The 18749-nt window shown below is 75.7% G+C and carries 17 protein-coding genes and 1 pseudogene; 7 read left to right on the top strand and 11 right to left on the bottom strand.

Features of this window, described 5'->3' with window-relative positions:
- Positions 1–683: pseudogene (locus tag RKE29_RS17235) on the top strand (ATP-binding protein); the annotation flags it as partial.
- A 256-nt stretch (positions 684–939) separates the two neighbouring features.
- On the top strand, positions 940–1329 hold the full coding sequence (locus RKE29_RS17240) for a hypothetical protein (RefSeq protein ID WP_312006303.1): 390 nt from the start codon (positions 940–942) through the stop codon (positions 1327–1329).
- Between the two features lie 153 nt (positions 1330–1482).
- Here the strand turns inward: RKE29_RS17240 and nucS are convergent, their stop codons facing one another.
- Entirely contained in the window at positions 1483–2145 is a 663-nt protein-coding gene (gene nucS / locus RKE29_RS17245) for an endonuclease NucS (protein WP_312006304.1), read from the bottom strand.
- Positions 2146–2382: 237 nt separating this feature from the next.
- Between nucS and RKE29_RS17250 the strand changes: the two genes are divergently transcribed.
- Complete coding sequence (locus RKE29_RS17250) at positions 2383–2775, top strand: SCO5389 family protein (protein ID WP_312006305.1); 393 nt, start codon at positions 2383–2385, stop codon at positions 2773–2775.
- 40 nt (positions 2776–2815) lie between these two features.
- Here RKE29_RS17250 and RKE29_RS17255 read toward each other — a convergent pair whose 3' ends face one another.
- Positions 2816–3994, bottom strand: a complete 1179-nt coding sequence (locus tag RKE29_RS17255; protein WP_312006306.1) for an LLM class flavin-dependent oxidoreductase — start codon at positions 3992–3994, stop codon at positions 2816–2818.
- 272 nt (positions 3995–4266) lie between these two features.
- Between RKE29_RS17255 and RKE29_RS17260 the strand changes: the two genes are divergently transcribed.
- Entirely contained in the window at positions 4267–4593 is a 327-nt protein-coding gene (locus RKE29_RS17260; protein ID WP_312006307.1) for an ATP/GTP-binding protein, read from the top strand.
- 368 nt (positions 4594–4961) lie between these two features.
- Here the strand turns inward: RKE29_RS17260 and RKE29_RS17265 are convergent, their stop codons facing one another.
- The 6 genes from RKE29_RS17265 to mce form a co-directional block, all read right to left on the bottom strand.
- A complete protein-coding gene (locus RKE29_RS17265) occupies positions 4962–5783 on the bottom strand; it encodes a hypothetical protein (protein WP_312006308.1) in 822 nt (273 codons plus the stop codon).
- A 299-nt stretch (positions 5784–6082) separates the two neighbouring features.
- Positions 6083–6853 carry an ABC transporter permease gene (locus RKE29_RS17270; protein WP_312006309.1) on the bottom strand — a complete coding sequence of 257 codons (771 nt, stop codon included), beginning with the start codon at positions 6851–6853 and terminating at the stop codon, positions 6083–6085.
- Positions 6850–8001, bottom strand: coding sequence for an ABC transporter ATP-binding protein (locus RKE29_RS17275; protein ID WP_312006310.1), 1152 nt, complete (start codon positions 7999–8001; stop codon positions 6850–6852). The genes RKE29_RS17270 and RKE29_RS17275 overlap by 4 nt, the downstream gene beginning before the upstream one ends.
- A 365-nt stretch (positions 8002–8366) precedes the next feature.
- Positions 8367–9305, bottom strand: coding sequence for a cellulose-binding protein (locus RKE29_RS17280; RefSeq protein ID WP_312006311.1), 939 nt, complete (start codon positions 9303–9305; stop codon positions 8367–8369).
- A gap of 228 nt (positions 9306–9533) precedes the next feature.
- Complete coding sequence (gene scy, locus RKE29_RS17285; RefSeq protein ID WP_312006312.1) at positions 9534–13469, bottom strand: polarized growth protein Scy; 3936 nt, start codon at positions 13467–13469, stop codon at positions 9534–9536.
- Positions 13470–13745: 276 nt separating this feature from the next.
- Positions 13746–14189, bottom strand: coding sequence for a methylmalonyl-CoA epimerase (gene mce / locus RKE29_RS17290; RefSeq protein ID WP_312006313.1), 444 nt, complete (start codon positions 14187–14189; stop codon positions 13746–13748).
- A gap of 139 nt (positions 14190–14328) precedes the next feature.
- On the opposite strand from mce, the gene RKE29_RS17295 reads away from it, so the two are divergent.
- Both RKE29_RS17295 and meaB read left to right on the top strand, forming a co-directional pair.
- Positions 14329–15531 (top strand): acetyl-CoA C-acetyltransferase, encoded by a 1203-nt coding sequence (locus RKE29_RS17295; protein WP_312006314.1) that lies wholly within the window; start codon positions 14329–14331, stop codon positions 15529–15531.
- A 218-nt stretch (positions 15532–15749) separates the two neighbouring features.
- Complete coding sequence (gene meaB, locus RKE29_RS17300; RefSeq protein ID WP_312006315.1) at positions 15750–16727, top strand: methylmalonyl Co-A mutase-associated GTPase MeaB; 978 nt, start codon at positions 15750–15752, stop codon at positions 16725–16727.
- Between the two features lie 64 nt (positions 16728–16791).
- Here the strand turns inward: meaB and RKE29_RS17305 are convergent, their stop codons facing one another.
- The 3 genes from RKE29_RS17305 to RKE29_RS17315 form a co-directional block, all read right to left on the bottom strand.
- A complete protein-coding gene (locus RKE29_RS17305) occupies positions 16792–17208 on the bottom strand; it encodes a PIN domain nuclease (protein ID WP_312006316.1) in 417 nt (138 codons plus the stop codon).
- Positions 17205–17420, bottom strand: coding sequence for a type II toxin-antitoxin system VapB family antitoxin (locus RKE29_RS17310; protein ID WP_312006317.1), 216 nt, complete (start codon positions 17418–17420; stop codon positions 17205–17207). The genes RKE29_RS17305 and RKE29_RS17310 overlap by 4 nt, the downstream gene beginning before the upstream one ends.
- Positions 17421–17528: 108 nt before the next feature.
- A complete protein-coding gene (locus RKE29_RS17315) occupies positions 17529–18119 on the bottom strand; it encodes a TetR/AcrR family transcriptional regulator (RefSeq protein WP_312006318.1) in 591 nt (196 codons plus the stop codon).
- A 182-nt stretch (positions 18120–18301) separates the two neighbouring features.
- Here RKE29_RS17315 and RKE29_RS17320 point away from each other — a divergent pair, with 182 nt between their 5' ends.
- On the top strand, positions 18302–18688 hold the full coding sequence (locus RKE29_RS17320; RefSeq protein WP_312006319.1) for a pyridoxamine 5'-phosphate oxidase family protein: 387 nt from the start codon (positions 18302–18304) through the stop codon (positions 18686–18688).
- Positions 18689–18749 lie beyond the last annotated feature (61 nt).

An 18749-nucleotide genomic window follows, 5' to 3' on the forward strand; every position in this document is an offset into this window, starting at 1 on the left:
CGCGCGGAGCCGGTGCGCGGCCCGCTCCGCGCAGGCTCGCCGGCCGCGCGCTGCGCGGCGCCCGCCGCAACATGGCGGCGGCCGGCGCCGCCGCCCTCCTCGCGGCCGTCCTGGGCACCGTGGTGACCCTCGGCGCCACCTCGGGCGACGACCACAGCGGCTCGGCCGACACCGTCGGACCCGGCCCCTCGGCGTCCGACGGCGACAGCAGACGGCTGTCGGCCGACGACCCGCGGCCGAGCGGTGTACCCCGGCCCGGAGAGAGCGGCTATCCGGAGATCTCGGTCTCGCCCGGGGTGTCCGCGAGCCCGGAGACGGACTCGGCGACGGGCGAGGACGGCTCCACCTGGCCGTCGGGAATCTCTGGTTCCCCCGGTCTCCCCGGTTCCTCCGCGGGCTCCTCCGGCGGGGCGCCGTCGTCCACCACCCGCCCGCCCGCCGAGTCCCGGCCCCCGACGTCGTCCCGGCCTTCCCCACGCCCCCCGCGGCCGCCGCAGACGTCGAAGCCGCAGCCGTCGTCCACGCCGCCGGCCTCCAGCGAGCCCGAGCCCACGCCGACCCCGACCCCCGAGCAGCCCTCCGAGCCCGGCGGCGGCACGTCGGACAGCGTGGGCGCCTCCGCGCCCACCGGCGCGGTGTCCACCCAGCAGGAGCCGACGACGGCCCAGGGCGCCTCCTCCTGAAAACGCCACCCCGCGCGGGCGTACGGCCTGTGCGCGCCACCCGCGCGTATGCGTACGACCGCCGTAGGCGTACGGCCGCGCGGGCGTACAGCCGTGGCACGGCCGCGCGGCCGCTCGGACACGCCGTACGGCCCGCCCGCGCGGGACTTCCTCGTCTGCCCGGGCCACACCGCGCACCTGGCCCTGGAGCTGACCGGCCCCGAGCCGCCCCTGCCGGGCCCGCATGTCGCCGAGGTCGTCTCGGACCAGGCGGCCCGTGACGGTCGCAAACGTGTGGGCGTGCTGGGCACACGTACCTCATGGACGGCCCGGCCCACCCGAGGCCCTCGCCACCCGGGGGACCGCCCGCGAGGTCCCCGGGCGGGACGACCGGCGCGCGGTCGGCGACATCACCTTCGACGAGCCGGTGAACGGCGTGTTCACCGGAGGCTCGCGCGAGGCGTACGTCCGGGTCATCGACCGGCCGGCGGGGCGGGGCTGCGACGCGGTCGCCCTGGTGTGCACGGAGATTCCGCTGCTGGTGACGCCGGGCGTCTCCCCGCTGCCCAGGCTGGACTCGACCCGCCTGCTGGCCCGCGCGGCCTTCGACATCGCCGTAGGCGACCGTGACCTGCCCGCCTGGCGCGGCGGCCTGGTCGTCGGCTGACCGGCGCCCGCGCTCCGGCCCCGGGGGCCCGCTCCGGCGCCCGGCCGCCGCGTCATTGGCCGGGAATGACAGGCGAATTCACGTCAACCCGTACGTGTGTGGCCGACCGGTGCCCGCGCCTGGCCGGAATCCGCGCTGGGCCCCGGGCGGGCCCTAGAACAGCCGCAGCTTGTCGTCCTCGACGCCCCGCAGCCCGTCGTAGTCCAGTACCACGCAGTCGATGCCCCGGTCGGTGGCCAGCACGCGCGCCTGGGGCCTGATCTCCTGGGCGGCGTAGACGCCCTTCACCGGCGCGAGCAGCGGGTCCCGGTTGAGCAGTTCCAGATAGCGCGTCAGCTGCTCGACGCCGTCGATCTCGCCGCGCCGCTTGATCTCGACCGCGACCGTCCCGCCGTCCGCGTCGCGGCACAGGATGTCCACCGGCCCGATGGCGGTGGGGTATTCGCGCCGGACGAGGGTCCAGCCCTCGCCCAGGGTCTCGATCCGGTCCGCCAGCAGCTCCTGGAGGTGCGCCTCCACGCCGTCCTTGATCAGGCCGGGGTCCACGCCCAGTTCGTGGGAGGAGTCGTGGACGATCTCCTCCATGGTGATGATCAGTTTCTCGCCGCCCTTGCCGCTGACCACGGTCCACACGCCGTCGCCCTCCTTGAGGGTGCAGGGCGGGGACATCCAGTTGAGGGGCTTGTAGGCCCGGTCGTCGGCGTGGATGGACACGCTTCCGTCCGCTTTGATCAGGATCAGCCGGAGGGCCGAGGGAAGGTGGGCCGTGAGCCGGCCCGCGTAGTCCACGGAGCAGCGGGCGATGACGAGACGCATGGTCGGCAACGCTACTCGACGGCCCGTACCGCACGCGATCCGCTCGGAAGCGGCCCTCTGGGAAAGTGGCTTGTTGTATGCGTAACGTTCTGCTGTGCTCGCGGTGATTCCCGCCGTACCGTGGGCATGATCGTACGAGTGCGCGGTGACGTCGCTTTCGCAATGAGCAAATCGGCGCCGCCGCCCGCCCGTCCATCCCGTCAGGCCCCCGGCACGGGGGCCGCGAGAGGAGCATCCATGTCGCTGGACGTCTCACCGGCCCTTCTCGAACAGGCCGAGCGAGGCGAGGTCGACGAGGCCGCTTTCGTCGACTGCGTCCGGACCTCCCTGCCGTACGCGTGGGAGATGATCAGCTCGCTGGTGGCTCAGCTCAAGGTCGACGGCGGCCCGTTCGCCGACAACCAGACCCCGCCCCCGGACGAGCAGGCGCGCGGCCAGTTGCTGCGCGCGCTGGCGAGTGACGCGATACGCGGGGCGCTGCAGCGCCACTTCGGAGTGCGGCTGGCGTTCCAGAACTGCCACCGGGTGGCGGTCTTCCCGCAGGACGCCGCGGTCGACGAGACCCTGGCCCGCTTCACCTCCCCGCGGGCCCAGCTGCTGAACCAGTCGCCTTTGCTGCGCGACTGCTGACGCCGCCGCTGCCGCTCCGCCCTGCGGGACGACAGGTACGTCAGTGCAGGAGCGGCAGCACTTCCACCCCGAGTCGGCGCACGTTCTCCTCCGTGGCCGCCAGGTCGCCCGAGCCTTCGGCCAGCAGCGCGAAGCGCGTGATGCCGGTGCGCTCGGCGGTGGCCGCCAGCCGGTCGGCGCACAGCCGGGGCGGCCCCACCGGGTGCAGTGAGCACAGCAGTTCTGTGTAGGCGACCGGGTCGCGCATCGCGCGCCGCCGTCCGTCGACCGTCACGTGGGCGTCCAGGCCCTGGCGCAGCCAGCCGGGCATCGCCTTCGTCAGGACCTCGGCCGCCTCCGGTCGGCCGTCCGCGACCTGCACCACCCCGGCGGAGACGTGCTGCCCGGCCGTCGCCGCCACGTATTCGGGGGAGTGGCCCGCGGCGCGCGCGTGCCGCCGCCACAGGGCCGTCAACTCGGCCTTCTCCGCGTCGTCGCAGTGCATGCCGAGCAGCATGGGCAGCCCGTGCTCGGCCGCCAGCCGGACCGTCTTCGGCGAGGTGCAGGCCACGATCACGGCGGGGCCGTCCACCGGGTCGGCGCCCGGCGCGAGGGCCGTCGGGGCCGCCGCCCGGCCCGCCGGCCCGGGCGTCGGGACCGCCGCGTGCCGGGTCCGGTCCGCGGCCACCGCGGCGGGTCCGGCCGCCGCCGGGCAGCCGGCGAGCGGCGTGCCCACCGCGTCCAGCGGCTCGCGTGGTCGGGGCACCACCGCCACCTCGCGGAAGCTGAAGCGCCGCCCGGACGCGCCGACCCGTGGCTCACGGAGCCAGCGCAGCAGCAAATCCAGCGCCTCCGGGAAGTCCCGCTCGTACGCCTCCAGGCCGGTGCCGAAGACCTCCAGGTCCACCCACGGCCCGCCGCGCCCGACACCGAGGGTGAAACGGCCGCCGGAGGCCAGGTGCAGCAGGGCCGCCTGCTCGCCCAGCGCCACCGGGTGCGTGGTCGACAGCACGCTCACCGCCGTGCCCACGCCGATCCGCCGCGTGCGGCCCAGCAGCAGGGCGGCGAGGGTCGTGGCGGACGGGCAGACCCCGTACGGCACGAAGTGGTGCTCGGCCAGCCAGACGGCGTCCAGTCCGGCCTCCTCCGCGGTCTCGGCCGTCCGCACGGCCCGGTGCAACGCCTCCGCCTGCCCCTGGCCCGGGAACTGGGCGGCCAGAATGAAAGCCCCCACACGCATCGTCTGCTGCCTCCTTGAGTCGGTCCTGTCGCCCTGTCGGGTCTGTCCTGCCGGTCCCTGCCCGGGCTCGCGTGCCCCGACGCGTCACTCCCTCCCCCGCGGTCCCCGTAGTCCCGTGGCAATAACGTCTGGCACGTGCCAATGGAAACGGACGCGCCGATCGATTTGAATGATGATCGGAGGGCGGCTGTGGACAGCGCTTTTCCAGCCGGTGACTCTAACGCGTACGCTGGTCACAGCCAGTAGCTCTCCAAGCTCCTTCGAGGTGCCCCGTGTCCCCACGTCGTAACCGCCCGCGAGGCGGCGAGAGAAGCGAGAATCCGGTCCGCCTGCCCGGCCAGGACCGTTATGGGCTGGAGAGCACTGAAAGCTGGCGTGACGAGGAGTGGATCGTCCGGCAGGTCGGCGGCGGCGCGGCCGTCAAGCACTACCGCTGCCCGGGGTGCGACCAGGAGATCCCGCCCGGAATGCCGCATGTCGTCGTCTGGCAGCGCCAGGCAGGGGTGGACGACCGGCGGCACTGGCACAAGGCCTGCTGGAGCGCGCGGGACCGCCGCGGCGCGCGCCTCCACAAGTCCCGGCAGGCGCCTCGGTACTGACGGGCCGTCGACCGGACCCGAGGGCCGCCCCGCCCCGGGGACTCCGCTCCGGGCACGGCCCGCGGGACGGCCGGTGGTGGCGGCGCCTGGGACGGGCTGCCCAGGCGCGGGGTGCGGCGCGGGAGCGGGCGCACCTGGCGGGGCCTCGGTCCGCATCGTCCGTGGCGACCCAGGCGCGGGGTGCGGGCGCGGCGGCCCGGGGCCGGCGGCGCGGCGCCGGGTGCGGGCGGCAGGGGCGGCGCCCGGCGGGGCCTCGGCCGGGATCCTCCCCGGGACCGGACGGGGTTGGGACGGGGTCGGCCCGGGCGGGTGCGGCGGGCTCCGAGGGGGCTGCCGGGCGGCCTTCGGCGGGGTGCGGGTACGGGGGGTCAGGGGGTGTGCGGGCGGAACGCCTCCTGGGGCAGCACCCAGCCCTCCTCCCGGAAGGCGCGCGTGCCCGCGTCGCGCAGCGCCACGGACGAGCCCGCCCGCGCCACCCAGGTCGCGGGGTCGGGCCCGAGCAGGGCACGCAGCCGGGCCGACGCGGCCAGCAGGCCGGCCAGCAGCGCGGCCTGGTCGCCGCCTCCCGCGCGCGGGGCTCCCGTGGCGTCCGCGAGCACCCCCCGGGCGCCGGCGTAGAGGTGGGCGCCGGCGAGCGGTTCGCCGGACGGCAGGACGGCGGGGAAGTCCGACGCCAGCGGCAGGCGGTGGTAGGCGGGGGTCTCCGTGGCGTCGACGGCCGCGAGCTGGGCGGGGTCGAGCCAGCCGACGACCAGCCGGGTGTCGGCGTTCGGATCGGCGTACGGCGCGGCGGCGACGTACCCGTACCGGCCGATGTGCGCGGAGGCCCCGACCGCGACGCCGCGCACCCGTACCGGCACCAGCGGGAGCGCGGAGGGCAGTTCGAGCCGGGTCAGCTTGTGGCTGAGCTGCGCGGGGGAGGCGTTGGAGCCGACGGCCAGGACGGGCAGCCGCTCGGCCACCGGCGCCTGCCCCAGCCGGGCCAGGACCGCGTCCAGCGGCCCGCCCGGCGTGCCGTCCGGCCCGTCGGGCACCCGCCAGGTGCCCACGGGCCCGGGCCCGGCCCGCAGGTCCCACAGCTCGCCGCCGACGAGCAGCGCGGGGGCGGTCACGGGTCGGCCGGGGTAGGTCAGCGGGGACAGCGCGGGCACGTCGCCGTACCCGAGCGCCGCGAGGCTTCGGTCGGTCACGGAGGTCACGCTGACGAGGCTAGGGCCGGATCCCGAGGTTCGGGGCCGTCTCCGGGTAGGCGCGTGTCCCGGGTCACGCGGCGGCCGGGGCGGGGGAGGGGCGGGGGCGACGAGGGCAAGGAGGGAGGGGGTGCCGTGTGCCGGGTCGCCTCCCGGACCGGGATCCGGGCCGGGCCGAGCGCCCGGGGCCGGGCCGTGGGCCGGGCGCTCGGCCCGGGCCGAGGCCCGTGACCGGTACGGGAGGCGGGGCCCGCCGAGCGGTCCGGCCGAGGGGGCCGGGTTCGGCGTCGGGCGGTGCCTCAGGCGTCGCGTCGGCGCAGGGTTGCATAGCCCGCGGCCAGCGCGGCGAGGACCCACAGCGCCATGATGCCGAGCCCGCCCCACGGCCCGTACGGGGCGTCGTCCTCGGTGGGGATCACCTGCATGATCCGCTGGCCCGCCTGGTCGGGAAGGTAGTCGCCGACCTTACGGGTGGCGGACACGTTGCCCAGGATGTTGGAGACGAGGAAGAAGAACGGCATGAGGATGCCCAGTGACAGCATCGGACCGCGCAGCATCACGGCCACGCCCATGGAGAAGACGGTGATGAGCGTCATGTAGAGCCCGCCGCCGACCACTGCCCGCGCCACGCCCGGATCGCCGAACCGCGCCCGGTGGTCGCCCAGCATCGCCTGCCCGGCGAAGAAGGCGGCGAAGCTCGTCGCCATGCCGACGACGAACACCAGCAGCGTCGCGACCGTGATCTTGCTGAACAGGAACACGCCGCGGCGCGGAACGGCCGCGAGGGAGGTGCGGATCATTCCGGTGCTGTACTCCGTGGAGACCACGAGCACGCCGAAGACGATCATCGCCAGCTGACCGAGTCCGGTCCCGGCGAAGCTGATGAAGGTCGGGTCGAAAGTGGCCTGCTCGCGCGCGGACATGTCGGCGTAGTCGTTCCGGGCCAGCGCGCTGATCAGGGCGCCGAGCGCGACGGTGACCACCAGGGCCACGCACAGCGTCCAGCCGGTCGAGCGCACCGACCTGACCTTGGTCCACTCCGAGCGCAGGGACTGGGCCACCGCCGTCATCGCCGTCTCCGCCGTCTGTCCGGGCGGCCACGCCGGTCGGCGCCCCACGCGCCGTCCGTTCCGTGGTCCCGGTGGGCGCCCCTGCCGTGCCTGCTCCGGGCGTGCCCGGGTCCGCCGCCCGCGTCCCGCCCGGCGCCGTGGCCCCGCACGGCTGCGGCCATCCCGGCTCCGGCTTCCGGCCCGGCCTCCGGTCCGGCGTCCTGCCCGGTGCCGAGTCCGGGCTCGGCGCCGGATCCCGGGCCCGGGCCGTGCGCGTGGTATTCGACCGACGCCGCCGTCAGCCGCATGAAGGCCTCTTCCAGCGACGCCTGCCGAGGGCTCAGCTCGTGCAGGACCAGGCGGTGCTCCGCGGCCAGTTCGCCCAGCCGCGCCGACTTCGCGCCGTCCACCTCCAGCGCGCCGTCGGCCACGGGCGTCACCGCGTACCCGGCGGCGGCCAGTACGTCCCGCAGCCGCTCGTGCTCCGGGGAGCGCATCCGGACGAAACTGCGCGAGTTGCGCGCGATGAAGTCGGCCATGGACGTGTCGGCCAGCAGCCTGCCCTGCCCGATGACGACCAGGTGGTCGGCGGTGAGCGCCATCTCGCTCATCAGGTGGCTGGAGACGAACACCGTGCGGCCCTGCGCGGCCAGGTCCTTCATCAGGTTGCGGATCCAGTGGATGCCCTCGGGGTCCAAACCGTTCACCGGCTCGTCGAACATCAGGATCTCGGGGTTGCCCAGCAGCGCGGCCGCGATGCCCAGCCGCTGGCTCATGCCGAGCGAGAAGCCCTTGGCGCGCTTTCCGGCCACCGGGGTCAGGCCCACCACGTCCAGCACCTCGGCCACCCGGGCGCGCGGGATGCCGTTGCTCTGCGCCAGGCACAGCAGGTGGTTGCGCGCGCTGCGGCCGCCGTGCACCGCCTTGGCGTCCAGCAGCGCGCCGACGTACGTCAGCGGGTCGCGCAGCTGCCGGTAGTGCCTGCCGTCGATGCGCACGGTCCCGGCCGTGGGGTGGTCCAGATCGAGCACCATCCGCATGGTGGTGGACTTGCCCGCGCCGTTCGGCCCCAGAAAGCCGGTGATGACCCCGGGCCGTACCGTGAAGGTGAGGTGGTCCACGGCCAGCTTGTCGCCGTACCGCTTGGTCAGCCCCTCCAGCTCGATCATGCTCGCCACGCTAGGCGCGCCCCCGCGGCCCCGCCACCGGGCGGCGACCGGCCGGGTGGGCCCGTACGGCCCCGGGGTCCCGCCGCCGGTCGGCGCCGGCCCGTAACGCCCCGGCGAACGCCGCGAGCGCCCCGCTCGCCGCCCTCTCGGGCGGGGAGCGGGGCGCTCGGATCGGCCGGGCGGGCACGGGACGCCCGTACGCCGCGGGCAGGCTGGCCGGAAGGGACCCGCCGACGCCGCCGTCGGCGGGTCCGGGCGGCGCCGGCCGCCGCGTGGACGCCCGCCAGGGGACCGGGGGCGCAGCCCCTGGCGCTCGGCGGCGCCGCGGCGGTCTGGTCGGCTCCGGCCGGACGGCGGCGAGGTGCCTAGCGGCTCTGCTGCGCCGGGACGCCGCGCGAGACGGTCTCCTCGTCGCCGGCGGCGCCGGTGGCGGCCACGGCCGCGCCGGTCAGGGTCGCCAGCATCTCGCGGACGTTGGTCAGCTGGGCGTTGATGCTGTCGCGGCGGTTGGTGAGGGCCGCCAGCTCCCGCTCGGACTCGCTACGGATGCGGTCGGCCTTCGCGTTCGCGTCCGCGACGATGTCCTCGGCCTGGCGCTGCGCGGTCTCCACCGTCTGGCGGGCCCGGCGCTCGGCGTCCGTGCGCAGCTTCTCGGCCTCCAGGCGCAGCTGCTCGGCGCGGTGCTCGATCTCGGCCAGCCGCTTCTCGGCCTTGGCCTGACGCGAGGCCAGGTCCCGCTCGGACTGCTCGCGGCGCTTGGCCAGGTTCGTCTCGAAGTCGGCGGCGGCCTGCGCGGCCTTGGCGCGCGTCTCCTCGAAGAGGGCGTCCGCCTCCTCGCGCTTGGACTGCGCGTCCTTCTGGGCCTCGGCGCGCAGCGTGGCCGCGTCGCCCTTGGCCTTCTCGACGATCCGCGCGCCCTCCTCCTCGGCCTTCGCCTTGCGGTCGGCGGCGAACGCCTCGGCGTCGCTGCGCACCTGCTGGGCGGCGGACTCGGCCAGCTCACGGTGCTGCTCCGAGGCCCGGCGCGCCTCGTCACGCAGGTCCTTGGCCTCTTCCTCGGCGAGCCGGAGGATCTTCTCCACCCGCGCGCCGAGCCCCGCGTAGGACGGTTCCGCGTCAGTGATCTGTGACTGGGCGTTCTGCGTTTCGAGGTGCAGCTCCTCGATGCGCTTTTCGAGAGCGGTGATGCGCGCCAGGGCGCTGTCGCGGTCGGCGACGAGCTTGGTGATGCGGTCGTCCACCTGGCCGCGGTCGTACCCACGCCGCACGAGCTCGAAGCCGAAGGGGGAGGAAGTGTCGCTCATGGGGTTCCTGTCGAAAGAGACCGTTGAGGTGATAGGGGGAATCCTAGGGGGCCGAGCGGCGTGTCATCGAGTCAACTCCGCTCCGATCCGGAGAATGTCTGGCCGTGGGAAGAGCCCCGGGAAGGACCGCGGCGAGCCGCGGCGGCGGCGGGGGAGACGGCGAGCGCGTCCGGCCCACAGCCGCCCCACAGCAGTCCCACAGCCAACCCGCCGCAGACCCATAGGAGACTAGCCCTCCGACTGCTTTCCGCTCGCCCGGGTCGCGCCCGCCCCGGCGGCCGTCTTGACCGCGCCGTTCTCGCCCGCGCCCGTACCGGCCGCCGGGGGCGACTCGAAGGACTCCAGCGCCTCCAGCACGTCCTGCACGCGGGAGATCTCCGCGTTGATGTCCTCCCGGCGGCGGGCCAGCAGGTCCAGTTCGCGCTTGCCCGCGTCCACGATCCGCTGGGCCTCGGCGGCGGCTTCCGCGCGGGTGCGCTCCGCTTCCCGCTCGGCCTCGGCGGCCTTGGACTCCGCCTCCTTGACGAGGGACTCCGCCTTGCGTACCGCGGCGACCCGGACCCGGTCGGCCTCGCTCGTGGCCTCCGCCAGCTGCGTCTTGGCCTTCTCCTCGGCGTCCACCAGCTGCGCGGTGGCCGCCGCCACGAGCTTGTCCACCCGCTCGCCCGCCGACTTCAGCGCCTCGGCGGCCTCCCGCCGGGCCCGTTCGTGCAGCTCCTCGACCTCCGACTCCACGCGGGTGCGCAGCTCCTCGGCGCGCTCCCTTATCGCCGTGGCGTCGCCGCGGGCCTCGCCGAGCATGGTGTCGGAGTCCGTACGGGCCTGCTCGACCAGGTTCCCGGCCTGCGCGGTGGCCTCGCTGATGAGCCGCTCCGCCTCCTTGCGGGCGGCGCCGACCATGGCGTCGGCCCGCTCCTCGGCGGTGGTGGCCGCGCGCAGCGCGCTCTCCCGCGCCTCCGCGGTGATCCGCTCGGCCTCGGCGGTGGCCTCGGTGACCAGCCGGTCGGCCTGCCCGGCGGCGTCCGCCCGCCGCTTGTTGGCCTCCTCGCGGGCCTCGTCGACCAGCCGCTCGGCCTCGGCCCGCGCCTTGGCGCGCGTCCGCTCGGCGTCCATGGCCGCGTCGGCGGCGGCCTTCTCCGACTCCGCGCGGGTGCGCGCCGCGTGCTGCTGGGCGAAGTTGACCGTCTCGGCGGCCTCGGTGCGCTGCCGCTCGGCGTCCGCGGCGGCCTCGCTCAGCAGCCGCTCGGTCTCCTTGGTGGCCTCGGTGACCAGCCGGTCGGCCTGCTCGGCGGCCTCCGCGCGGATGGTGTTGGCGTCCGAGCGGGCCTGCGCGCGCGCCCGGGCCGCGTCCTGCTCGGCGGTGGCCCGCGCCTGTGAGGCGTCCGCGCGCAGCTCCTGCGCCTTGGCCGTGGCGTCGGCCACCATCCGCCGCGCCTCGGTACCCAGCCCCTCGGCCTCGGCGGCGGCCTCGGCGCGCAGTTGCTCGGCCGCGGCGGTGGCCTCGGCGAGGAGCCGGTCGGCCTGGGCGGCCGCGTCCGCGCGCCGCCGGTCGGACTCGGCGCGGGCCTCGCGGCCGATCCGCTCGGCCTCGGCGATGGCCTCGGAGACGGTGTGCTCGGCGAGCGCCCGGGCGGCCTCGGCCTCCTCCTGCGCCTCGCGCCGTACGCGCGTGGCGTCCTGCACGCCGCGCTCCAGGGCGGCGTCGGCGTCGGCGCGCACCCGGTTGGCCTCGTCCTGCGCCTCGGCGCGCACCCGGTCCGCGGCGCGCTCGGCCGCCGCGCGCAGCCCGGCGATCTCCGTCTCGGCCTGCTCGTGCAGCCCGGCCACCGCGTCCCGTACGGACTGGGCGGTCTGCTCGGCGGCGGCGACGTGCTCGGCCGCGTGCCGCTCAGCCTCCTCCACCAGCCGCTGCGCCTCGCTCTGCGCCTCGGTGACCCGGGTGCGGGCGGCGGCCAGCAGCTCCTCGCTGTGCTCGCGGGCCTGCTGCCGCTCCCGCTCGGCCTCGCCGCGCGCGTCGGCCAGCAGCTCCTCGGCCTCGCGGCGGCGGCGGGCGGCCTCCTCCTGCGCGGCGGCCAGGGCCTCGGCGGCCTCGGCGCCGATCCGCTCGGCGGCGCCCCGCGCCTCGCCGCGCATCCGGTCGGCGGCCTCCTGGGCCTCGGTGCGCAGCTGCTCGGCTTCGGTGGCGGCCTCGGTGCGCAGCCGTACGGCCACCGCCTCCGCCTCGGCGCGGGCGTCCGCCGCGTCGGCCGCGGCCTCGTCCCGCAGCCGCTGGGCCTCGGCCTCGGCCTGCCCGCGCAGGGCGCGCCGCTTGTCGGCGGCCTCGGTGCGCAGCCGCTCGGTCTCCTCGGCGGCGTCCCGGCGCAGCTTCTCCGCGGCCTCGCGGGCCTCGCGGAGCGCCTCCTCGGCGAGCTGGACGCGCTGCTCGGCCTCGGTGCGCAGCCGCGCGGCCTCCTCCTCGGCCTCGGCGCGGCGGGCGGCGGCGGTCCGCTCGGCCTCCTCCCGGGTGCTCTGGGCGGCCAGCGCGGCCTCCGCGCGGGTCCGATCGCCCTGCGCCTCGGCCTCCTCGCGCAGCACGTCGGCCTCGGCGTGCGCGCGGGCCAGGGCCTCGTCGGCCTGCCGGCGCAGGGCCGCGGCCCGTTCGATGGCCTCGGTGCGCACCCGCTCGCTCTCGGCGGTGGCGGCCGCGCGGGTCTCCTCGGCGTCCGCCTGGGCGCGGGTCAGCAGCTCCTCGGCGGTGCTGGCCGCCTCCTCGATCTGCTGGACGGCGTCCCGGCGCGCCTCGGAGCGGATGCGCTCGGCCTCGTCGGTGGCCTCGGTGCGCAGCCGCTCGGCCTCGCCGCGCAGCCGCCGGGCCTCCTCCTGGAGTTCGGCGGTCTTGGCCCGGTACTCCTTGGTGTCGTGGTGGGCGGCGCCCTTGAGCTGCTCGGCGGTGTCGTGCGCCTCGGCGCGCAGCCGGTCCGCCTCGGCCTCGGCCTCGCGGCGGATGCGCTCGGCCTCGTCGGCGGCGGCCTTGGTGGTGGCGCGCGCGTTCTCCGACGCCTTGGCCAGCACCTCCTCGGCGCCCCGGGCGGCTTTGGCGAGCTGGGCGGCGGAGTCCTCGGCGGCCTTGGCGCGGGCGGTCTCCTGGGCTTCGGCGATGAGCCGTTCGGCCTCGGCGCGCGAGTCGTCGCGCAGCTGCTCGGCCTCGGCGCGCAGCGCCTCGGACTCCTTGGTGGCCTCCGCGACCAGCCGGGCGATCTCGGACCTGGCCGTACGGGCGCGCTGCTCGCCGGTCGTCTCCGCGGACGCCAGGCGCTTGGTCGCGGCCTCCTCGGCCTCGCTGAGCAGCTTCTCGGCCTCGGCGCGGGCCTCGCGCAGCGCGGTCTCGGCCTCCCGCATGCGCTGCTCGGCGTCGCGGGTCAGCTCGGCGGCCTCCCGGCGGGCCTGCTCGGACTCGGTGGCGGTCGAGGTGCGCAGCTGCTCGGCGTGGTCGGTGGCCTCCCGCGCCTGGGTGCCGGCGGCGTCCAGCAGCCGCTCGGCCTCGGCGCGGGCCCGGCGCAGGATCGCCTCGGCCTCGCCGGTGGCGGTCTCGGCGTCGGAGGCCAGGCGCTGCCGGGTGGACTCGGTCAGCCGCTGCGCCTCGGCACGGGCCTGGGCCAGGGTCTGCTCGGCCTCGGCCCGCGACTCCTCCAGCAGGCGGCGGGCCTGGGCCTCGGTGCGGGCGCGCAGTTGCTCGGCCCAGGCGACGTTCTCGCCGACGTGCGACTCGACGGTGGCGCGGCGCTCGGCCAGCTCCTCGTCCAGGCGCTGGCGGCGGGCGACGGCCTCGGCGTGCAGCTCGGCCTCCAGGCGGGCCTGCCGCTCGGCCTGGTCCTGGAGCATGCGCTGGGTCTGGGCGCGGGCCTCGCGCAGCTCGCGCTCGGCGTCGGCGCGCAGCTGGTCGGCCTGGATCTGGGCGTTGCGCAGCAGTTGCTCGGTCTGGTAGCCGAGGCCGGCGGCGTCGTAGGCGGGGCGGGCGGCGAGGGTGCGGCGCGCCTCGTGCAGCTTGGCGCGCAGCACCTCGACCTGGTAGCCAAGGTCTTCGGCGTGCTGGACGGCCTTCTCCCGCTCGGTCTTCAGCCGCTCCATCTCGGCCTCGAACTGCGAGAGGTGGTCGTCAGGCTCGTAGCGGTCGTAGCCCCGCACTGCGCGGTCCCATCCGTCCCCTGGTCGCGGTGGCGGCCGGCTCCGTACCTCGCGGCCCCTGCCGGGACCTGGCGGTCCCGGCCCGGCCCGGCGCTGGCCTTGCCGGCCGGAGAGACGGAGCTGGCCCTTCCGAAGAAATGGTGTCAGATCATCGGTCGGCCTGGGCCGGGCGCCGGTCCTCACCCGGTCCCCGTTACCCCGGCCGAGCCTGCACTCTACCGGCCGGGGGCGGGAGAAGGTCAGTGGTCCGCGTCGGTGTGCTCGCCTCGTCCCGGCTCAGTGGTCGGCCGCGTGGGGCTGGTCGGCGGCGGTGACGAGCTCGGTCAGCACGCCGTGGCAGTCCTTGGGGTGCAGGAAGGTGATCCGGGAGTCCATGGAACCGCGCCGGGGCTTCTCGTACAGCACGCGGACGCCCTTGTCGCGGATGGCCTCGGAGTCGGCGTCCACGTCGGCGGTGCCGAAGGCGATGTGGTGGACCCCCTCGCCGTTCTTGGCGAGCCACTTGCCGACCGCGGAGTCCTCGCGGGTCGGCTCCAGGAGCTGGAGGTACGAGGCGCCGCCGTCCGACGTCCCGTTGATCTTCAGCATGGCCTCGCGGACGCCCTGCTCCTCGTTGACCTCGGAGTGGAACACCTCGAAGCCGTACGTGGCACGGTAGAACTCGACGGTCTTGTCGAGGTCGAAACAGGCGATTCCGATGTGGTCGATTCTCGTCAGCATGCCACCAGTGCACCGTCCGTGCACGCCGTTACGCAAGGTGCGCGCCGTCACACAGTCGCGCCGGTGACCCAGGGACGTACTCGTCAGTACATTAACCGTAACCCTCGTTAACTTCCTTCGAGCTTGAAGGGGCCGCACCATGACCGCCACCACTGGCACCACCTCCGTGATCGTCGCCGGGGCCCGTACGCCCATCGGCCGGCTGCTGGGCAGCCTGCGCTCGTTCTCCGGCGCCGACCTCGGCGGGATCGCCATCAAGGCCGCGCTGGACCGGGCCGGGATCTCCGGCGACCAGGTCCAGTACGTGATCATGGGGCAGGTGCTCCAGGCGGGCGCCGGGCAGATCCCCGCCCGGCAGGCGGCGGTCAAGGCCGGCATCCCGATGAACGTCCCGGCGCTCACCGTCAACAAGGTCTGCCTGTCCGGCCTCGACGCCATCGCCCTGGCCGACCAGCTGATCCGCGCGGGCGAGTTCGACGTGGTGGTCGCCGGCGGCCAGGAGTCCATGACCAACGCGCCGCACCTGCTGCCGAAGTCCCGCGAGGGCTACAAGTACGGCGCCGTCGAGGTGCTGGACTCCATGGCCTGGGACGGCCTGACCGACTCCTTCGAGAAGGCCGCCATGGGCGAGTCCACCGAGCGGCACAACACCCGCCTGGGCATCCTGCGGCCCGAGCAGGACGAGATCGCCGCCACCTCCCACCAGCGCGCCGCCGCCGCCCAGAAGAACGGCCTGTTCGACGCGGAGATCACCCCCGTGGAGATCCCGCAGCGCAAGGGCGACCCGGTCGTCTTCAGCACGGACGAGGGCGTGCGCGGCGAGACCACCGCCGAGTCGCTGGGCAAGCTGCGGCCGGCGTTCGCCAAGGACGGCACCATCACCGCCGGCTCCTCCTCGCAGATCTCCGACGGCGCGGCCGCGGTCGTGGTCATGAGCAAGGCCAAGGCCGAGGAGCTGGGCCTGGAGTGGCTGGCCGAGATCGGCGCGCACGGCAACGTGGCCGGGCCGGACAACTCCCTCCAGTCCCAGCCCTCCAACGCCATCCAGCACGCCCTCGGCAAGGACGGCCTGGACGTCGCCGACCTGGACCTGATCGAGATCAACGAGGCCTTCGCGGCGGTCGCCGTACAGTCAATCAAGGACCTCGGAGTTTCACCCGAAAAGGTGAACGTCAACGGTGGCGCCATCGCCCTGGGCCACCCCATCGGCATGTCCGGCGCGCGCATCGTGCTGCACCTGGCCCTGGAGCTCAAGCGCCGCGGCGGCGGCGTCGGCGCGGCCGCGCTGTGCGGCGGCGGCGGCCAGGGTGACGCCCTGATCATCCGGGTACCGGGCAAGTAGGCCGCACGGGGCGTGCGCCCGCGCGCGTGCCCCGCGCCCGGAGGTACGACACCGGGCGCGGGCGGGCGCCGGGCGCGGCCCCGGGCGAACCCGCCGGAAGGCCACCGCGGGCGGACCGCGGTGGCCGGGCGTACGGGCGCAGAGGGCGCCCGGGCGCGTGGACGAGCGCCCGGGCGCGCGAGCCCACTGGTAGGAGCCGAGGAGGGCCGAGCAGGCTTATGGCAGCTGGTTACCAAGTCCCCGACGTCCCCGCCCTGGTCGACCAGGCGCGCGAGGGCCGGCCGCGCGCCGTGGCCCGGCTGATCTCGCTGGTCGAGAGCGGGGCGCCGCAGCTGCGCGAGGTCATGGCCGCGCTGGCCCCGCTCACCGGCAACGCCTACGTGGTCGGCCTGACCGGCTCGCCGGGCGTGGGCAAGTCGACCACCACCTCGGCCCTGGTGACCGCCTACCGGCGCGCGGGCAGGCGCGTCGGCGTGCTCGCGGTGGACCCCTCCTCGCCGTTCTCCGGCGGCGCCCTGCTCGGCGACCGCATCCGGATGAGCGACCACGCCTCCGACCCGGGCGTCTACATCCGCTCCATGGCCACCCGCGGCCACCTCGGCGGCCTGGCGTGGGCCGCGCCGCAGGCGGTGCGGGTGCTGGACGCGGCCGGGTGCGAGGTGATCCTGGTCGAGACCGTCGGCGTCGGCCAGTCGGAGGTCGAGATCGCCGCCCAGGCCGACACCAGCGTGGTGCTGCTGGCACCCGGCATGGGCGACGGCATCCAGGCCGCCAAGGCCGGAATCCTGGAGATCGGCGACGTGTTCGTCGTCAACAAGGCCGACCGCGACGGCGCCGACGCCACCGTCCGCGAGCTCGGCCACATGCTGGGCCTCGGCGAGGCCCGCCGCCCCGGCGACTGGCGGCCCCCGGTGGTACGGACCGTGGCGGCGCGGGCCGAGGGCGTCGACGAGGTGGTGGCGGCCCTGGAGAAGCACCGGGCGTGGATGGAGGAGCGCGGCGTGCTGGCCGATCGCCGCCGGCGCCGCGCGGCCGGCGAGGTCGAGACCATCGCGCTCACCGCCCTGCGCGCCCGCATCGGCGACCTGCGCGGCGACCAGCGCCTGGGCGCGCTGGCCGAGCGGGTGGCCCGCGGCGAGCTGGACCCGTACGCGGCGGCGGACGACCTGGTCGCGGGGGTGACGGGCGGGGCCTGACGGGCGCGCCGGACGCGGGTCGCCCCTCCCTTAATCCCCCCCCGCCGCCGCCGGGGTACGGCCGTCAGTCGGCCGTACCCGCGGGGACCACCCAGCGCACAGCCTGTCCGGTCACGCGCGCGATCATGTCGAAGTCGCCGTCGTAGTGCAGGACGGTCGCCCCGCCCCGCTCGGCGGTGGCGGCGATGACGAGGTCGGCGACGGACAGCGCGCGCCGGTTTCCCGCGGCGATGAGCCGCGTCTGCACGTCCAGCGCACGGTCCCATGCCTCGTCGGGGGTCGGAAGCCAGTCGAAGCCCCGCATTTCGTCGCGGATGCGTTCGGCGTCCGCCTTCGACCGGGCGCTGTGCAGTACTTCCAGTTCGACGGCCCCGCACACGGCCAGCAGCCCGGCGTTGTGCAGCGGGTCGACCACGGCCCGCACGGCCGGTTTCGGGTAGCGGGCGAGGGCGGATTTGTCGATCAGGTAACGCTCGGTCATGCGGCCCGATGCGGTTCACCCGGCGTATCCACCGGGCCGGTCAGGTCGGGCAGTCCCCCTTCGGCGAGCCAGGCCAGGAAGGACGCGCGCTGTCGGCGCTTGATCACATCCTCCAGCGCCGCATTCACGGTGGCGACCTTCGATTTGGTGCCGAAGATCTCGGCCGCTTGGGCGAGCAGGTCGTCATCGACGTCGATCACGGTCCGTGCCATCACGGCCTCCTGCATTCGATTCGGTGAGCCACCATGATATCAAATCGGACGGCAAACGATATCGACTGGGTGTCGGGTGCGCGGCGCGGTGCGGCGCGGCGCCGCGCGTCAGCGGCCCAGCGCGGCCGTCAGCAGCGTCTCGGCGGCGTCGCGGGCGTCGCGGCCGGCCGTGATGTCGCCGTCGATCGCGGTGACGGCGATCGCCCCCTCGATCAGCAGGAGCACCTGGCGGGCGAGCGCGGCCGGCGCCGCCACGCCCGCCTCGGTGAGCAGGCCCTCGATCAGCTCCCGGTAGCGGGCCAGGTGCGCGCGCGGCACCTCGCGCACCGCGCCGCTGTGGGCGCGGGTCTCCACCGCCGTGTTGACCACCGGGCAGCCGCGGTACCCCTTCTCGCCGAACCACCGGGTCAGCAGGTCGAAGATCGCCAGCACCCGGCCCGGGCCCGGGGGCTCCTCGGCGACCCGGGCGGCGAGGATGTCGTGGGCGCGCTCGCTGCGGCTGCGCAGCACCGCCTCGACCAGGCCCTCCTTGGAGCCGAAGTGGCGGTAGATGGTCAGCTTGGACGCCCCGGCGTGCTGGGCGATCTCGTCCACGCCCACGGAGTGCACACCGCGGTCGTAGAACAGCTGGGCGGCGCTGGCCAGCACGCGGGCCCGGGTCGCGCCCGGGTCGATGGCGGTTCCGGCCTTGACGGGCATGGGGACAGTCTAGCCAGGCGATGAGACGGCCCCGTACCATCTTACCGCCGTGATGGTCCCGTACGGTACCTTCTCATCTGGGGGCGGGTCGCGGCGCCGTCCGCCCGCGCGAGCCGGGCCAGGCGCCGCACCCGCACCCGCACCCGCACCGGAACCGGCCCACGACCCGACAGGAGCCCGCGATGCGCCCCGAGAACGCCCCCGACCGCCGCGAGCCCGCCCTGATCGCCCGCTGCGACACCCTGTTCATCGCCTCCGGGCACCCCGAGGCGGGCTCGGACGTCTCCCACCGCGGCGGGCCCCCGGGCTTCCTGCGCGTGGCCGGGCCGCGCCGGGTGCGGCTGCCGGACTACGCGGGCAACGCCATGTTCAACACGCTGGGGAACCTGTGGGTCGACCCGCGGGTGGGGCTGGTCCTGTGCGACTTCGCCACCGGCGAGACGCTCCAGATCAGCGGGCGCGCGACGGTGCACCGCGCCCCGGCGGACGGCTCGTGGCCCGCCGAGGCCGAGCGGGTGGTGGACATCGCCGTGGACCGCGTCCGGCACACCCCGGGCGCCGCGGCCTGACGGCGGCGCCGCGCGGTCCGCACCCGTACGCGCGCCGACCGGGCCGCGCGCCGGCGCCCCC

This window comes from Streptomyces sp. B1866, assembly GCF_031932565.1.
In the GTDB taxonomy this organism is placed as follows: Bacteria; Actinomycetota; Actinomycetes; order Streptomycetales; family Streptomycetaceae; genus Streptomyces.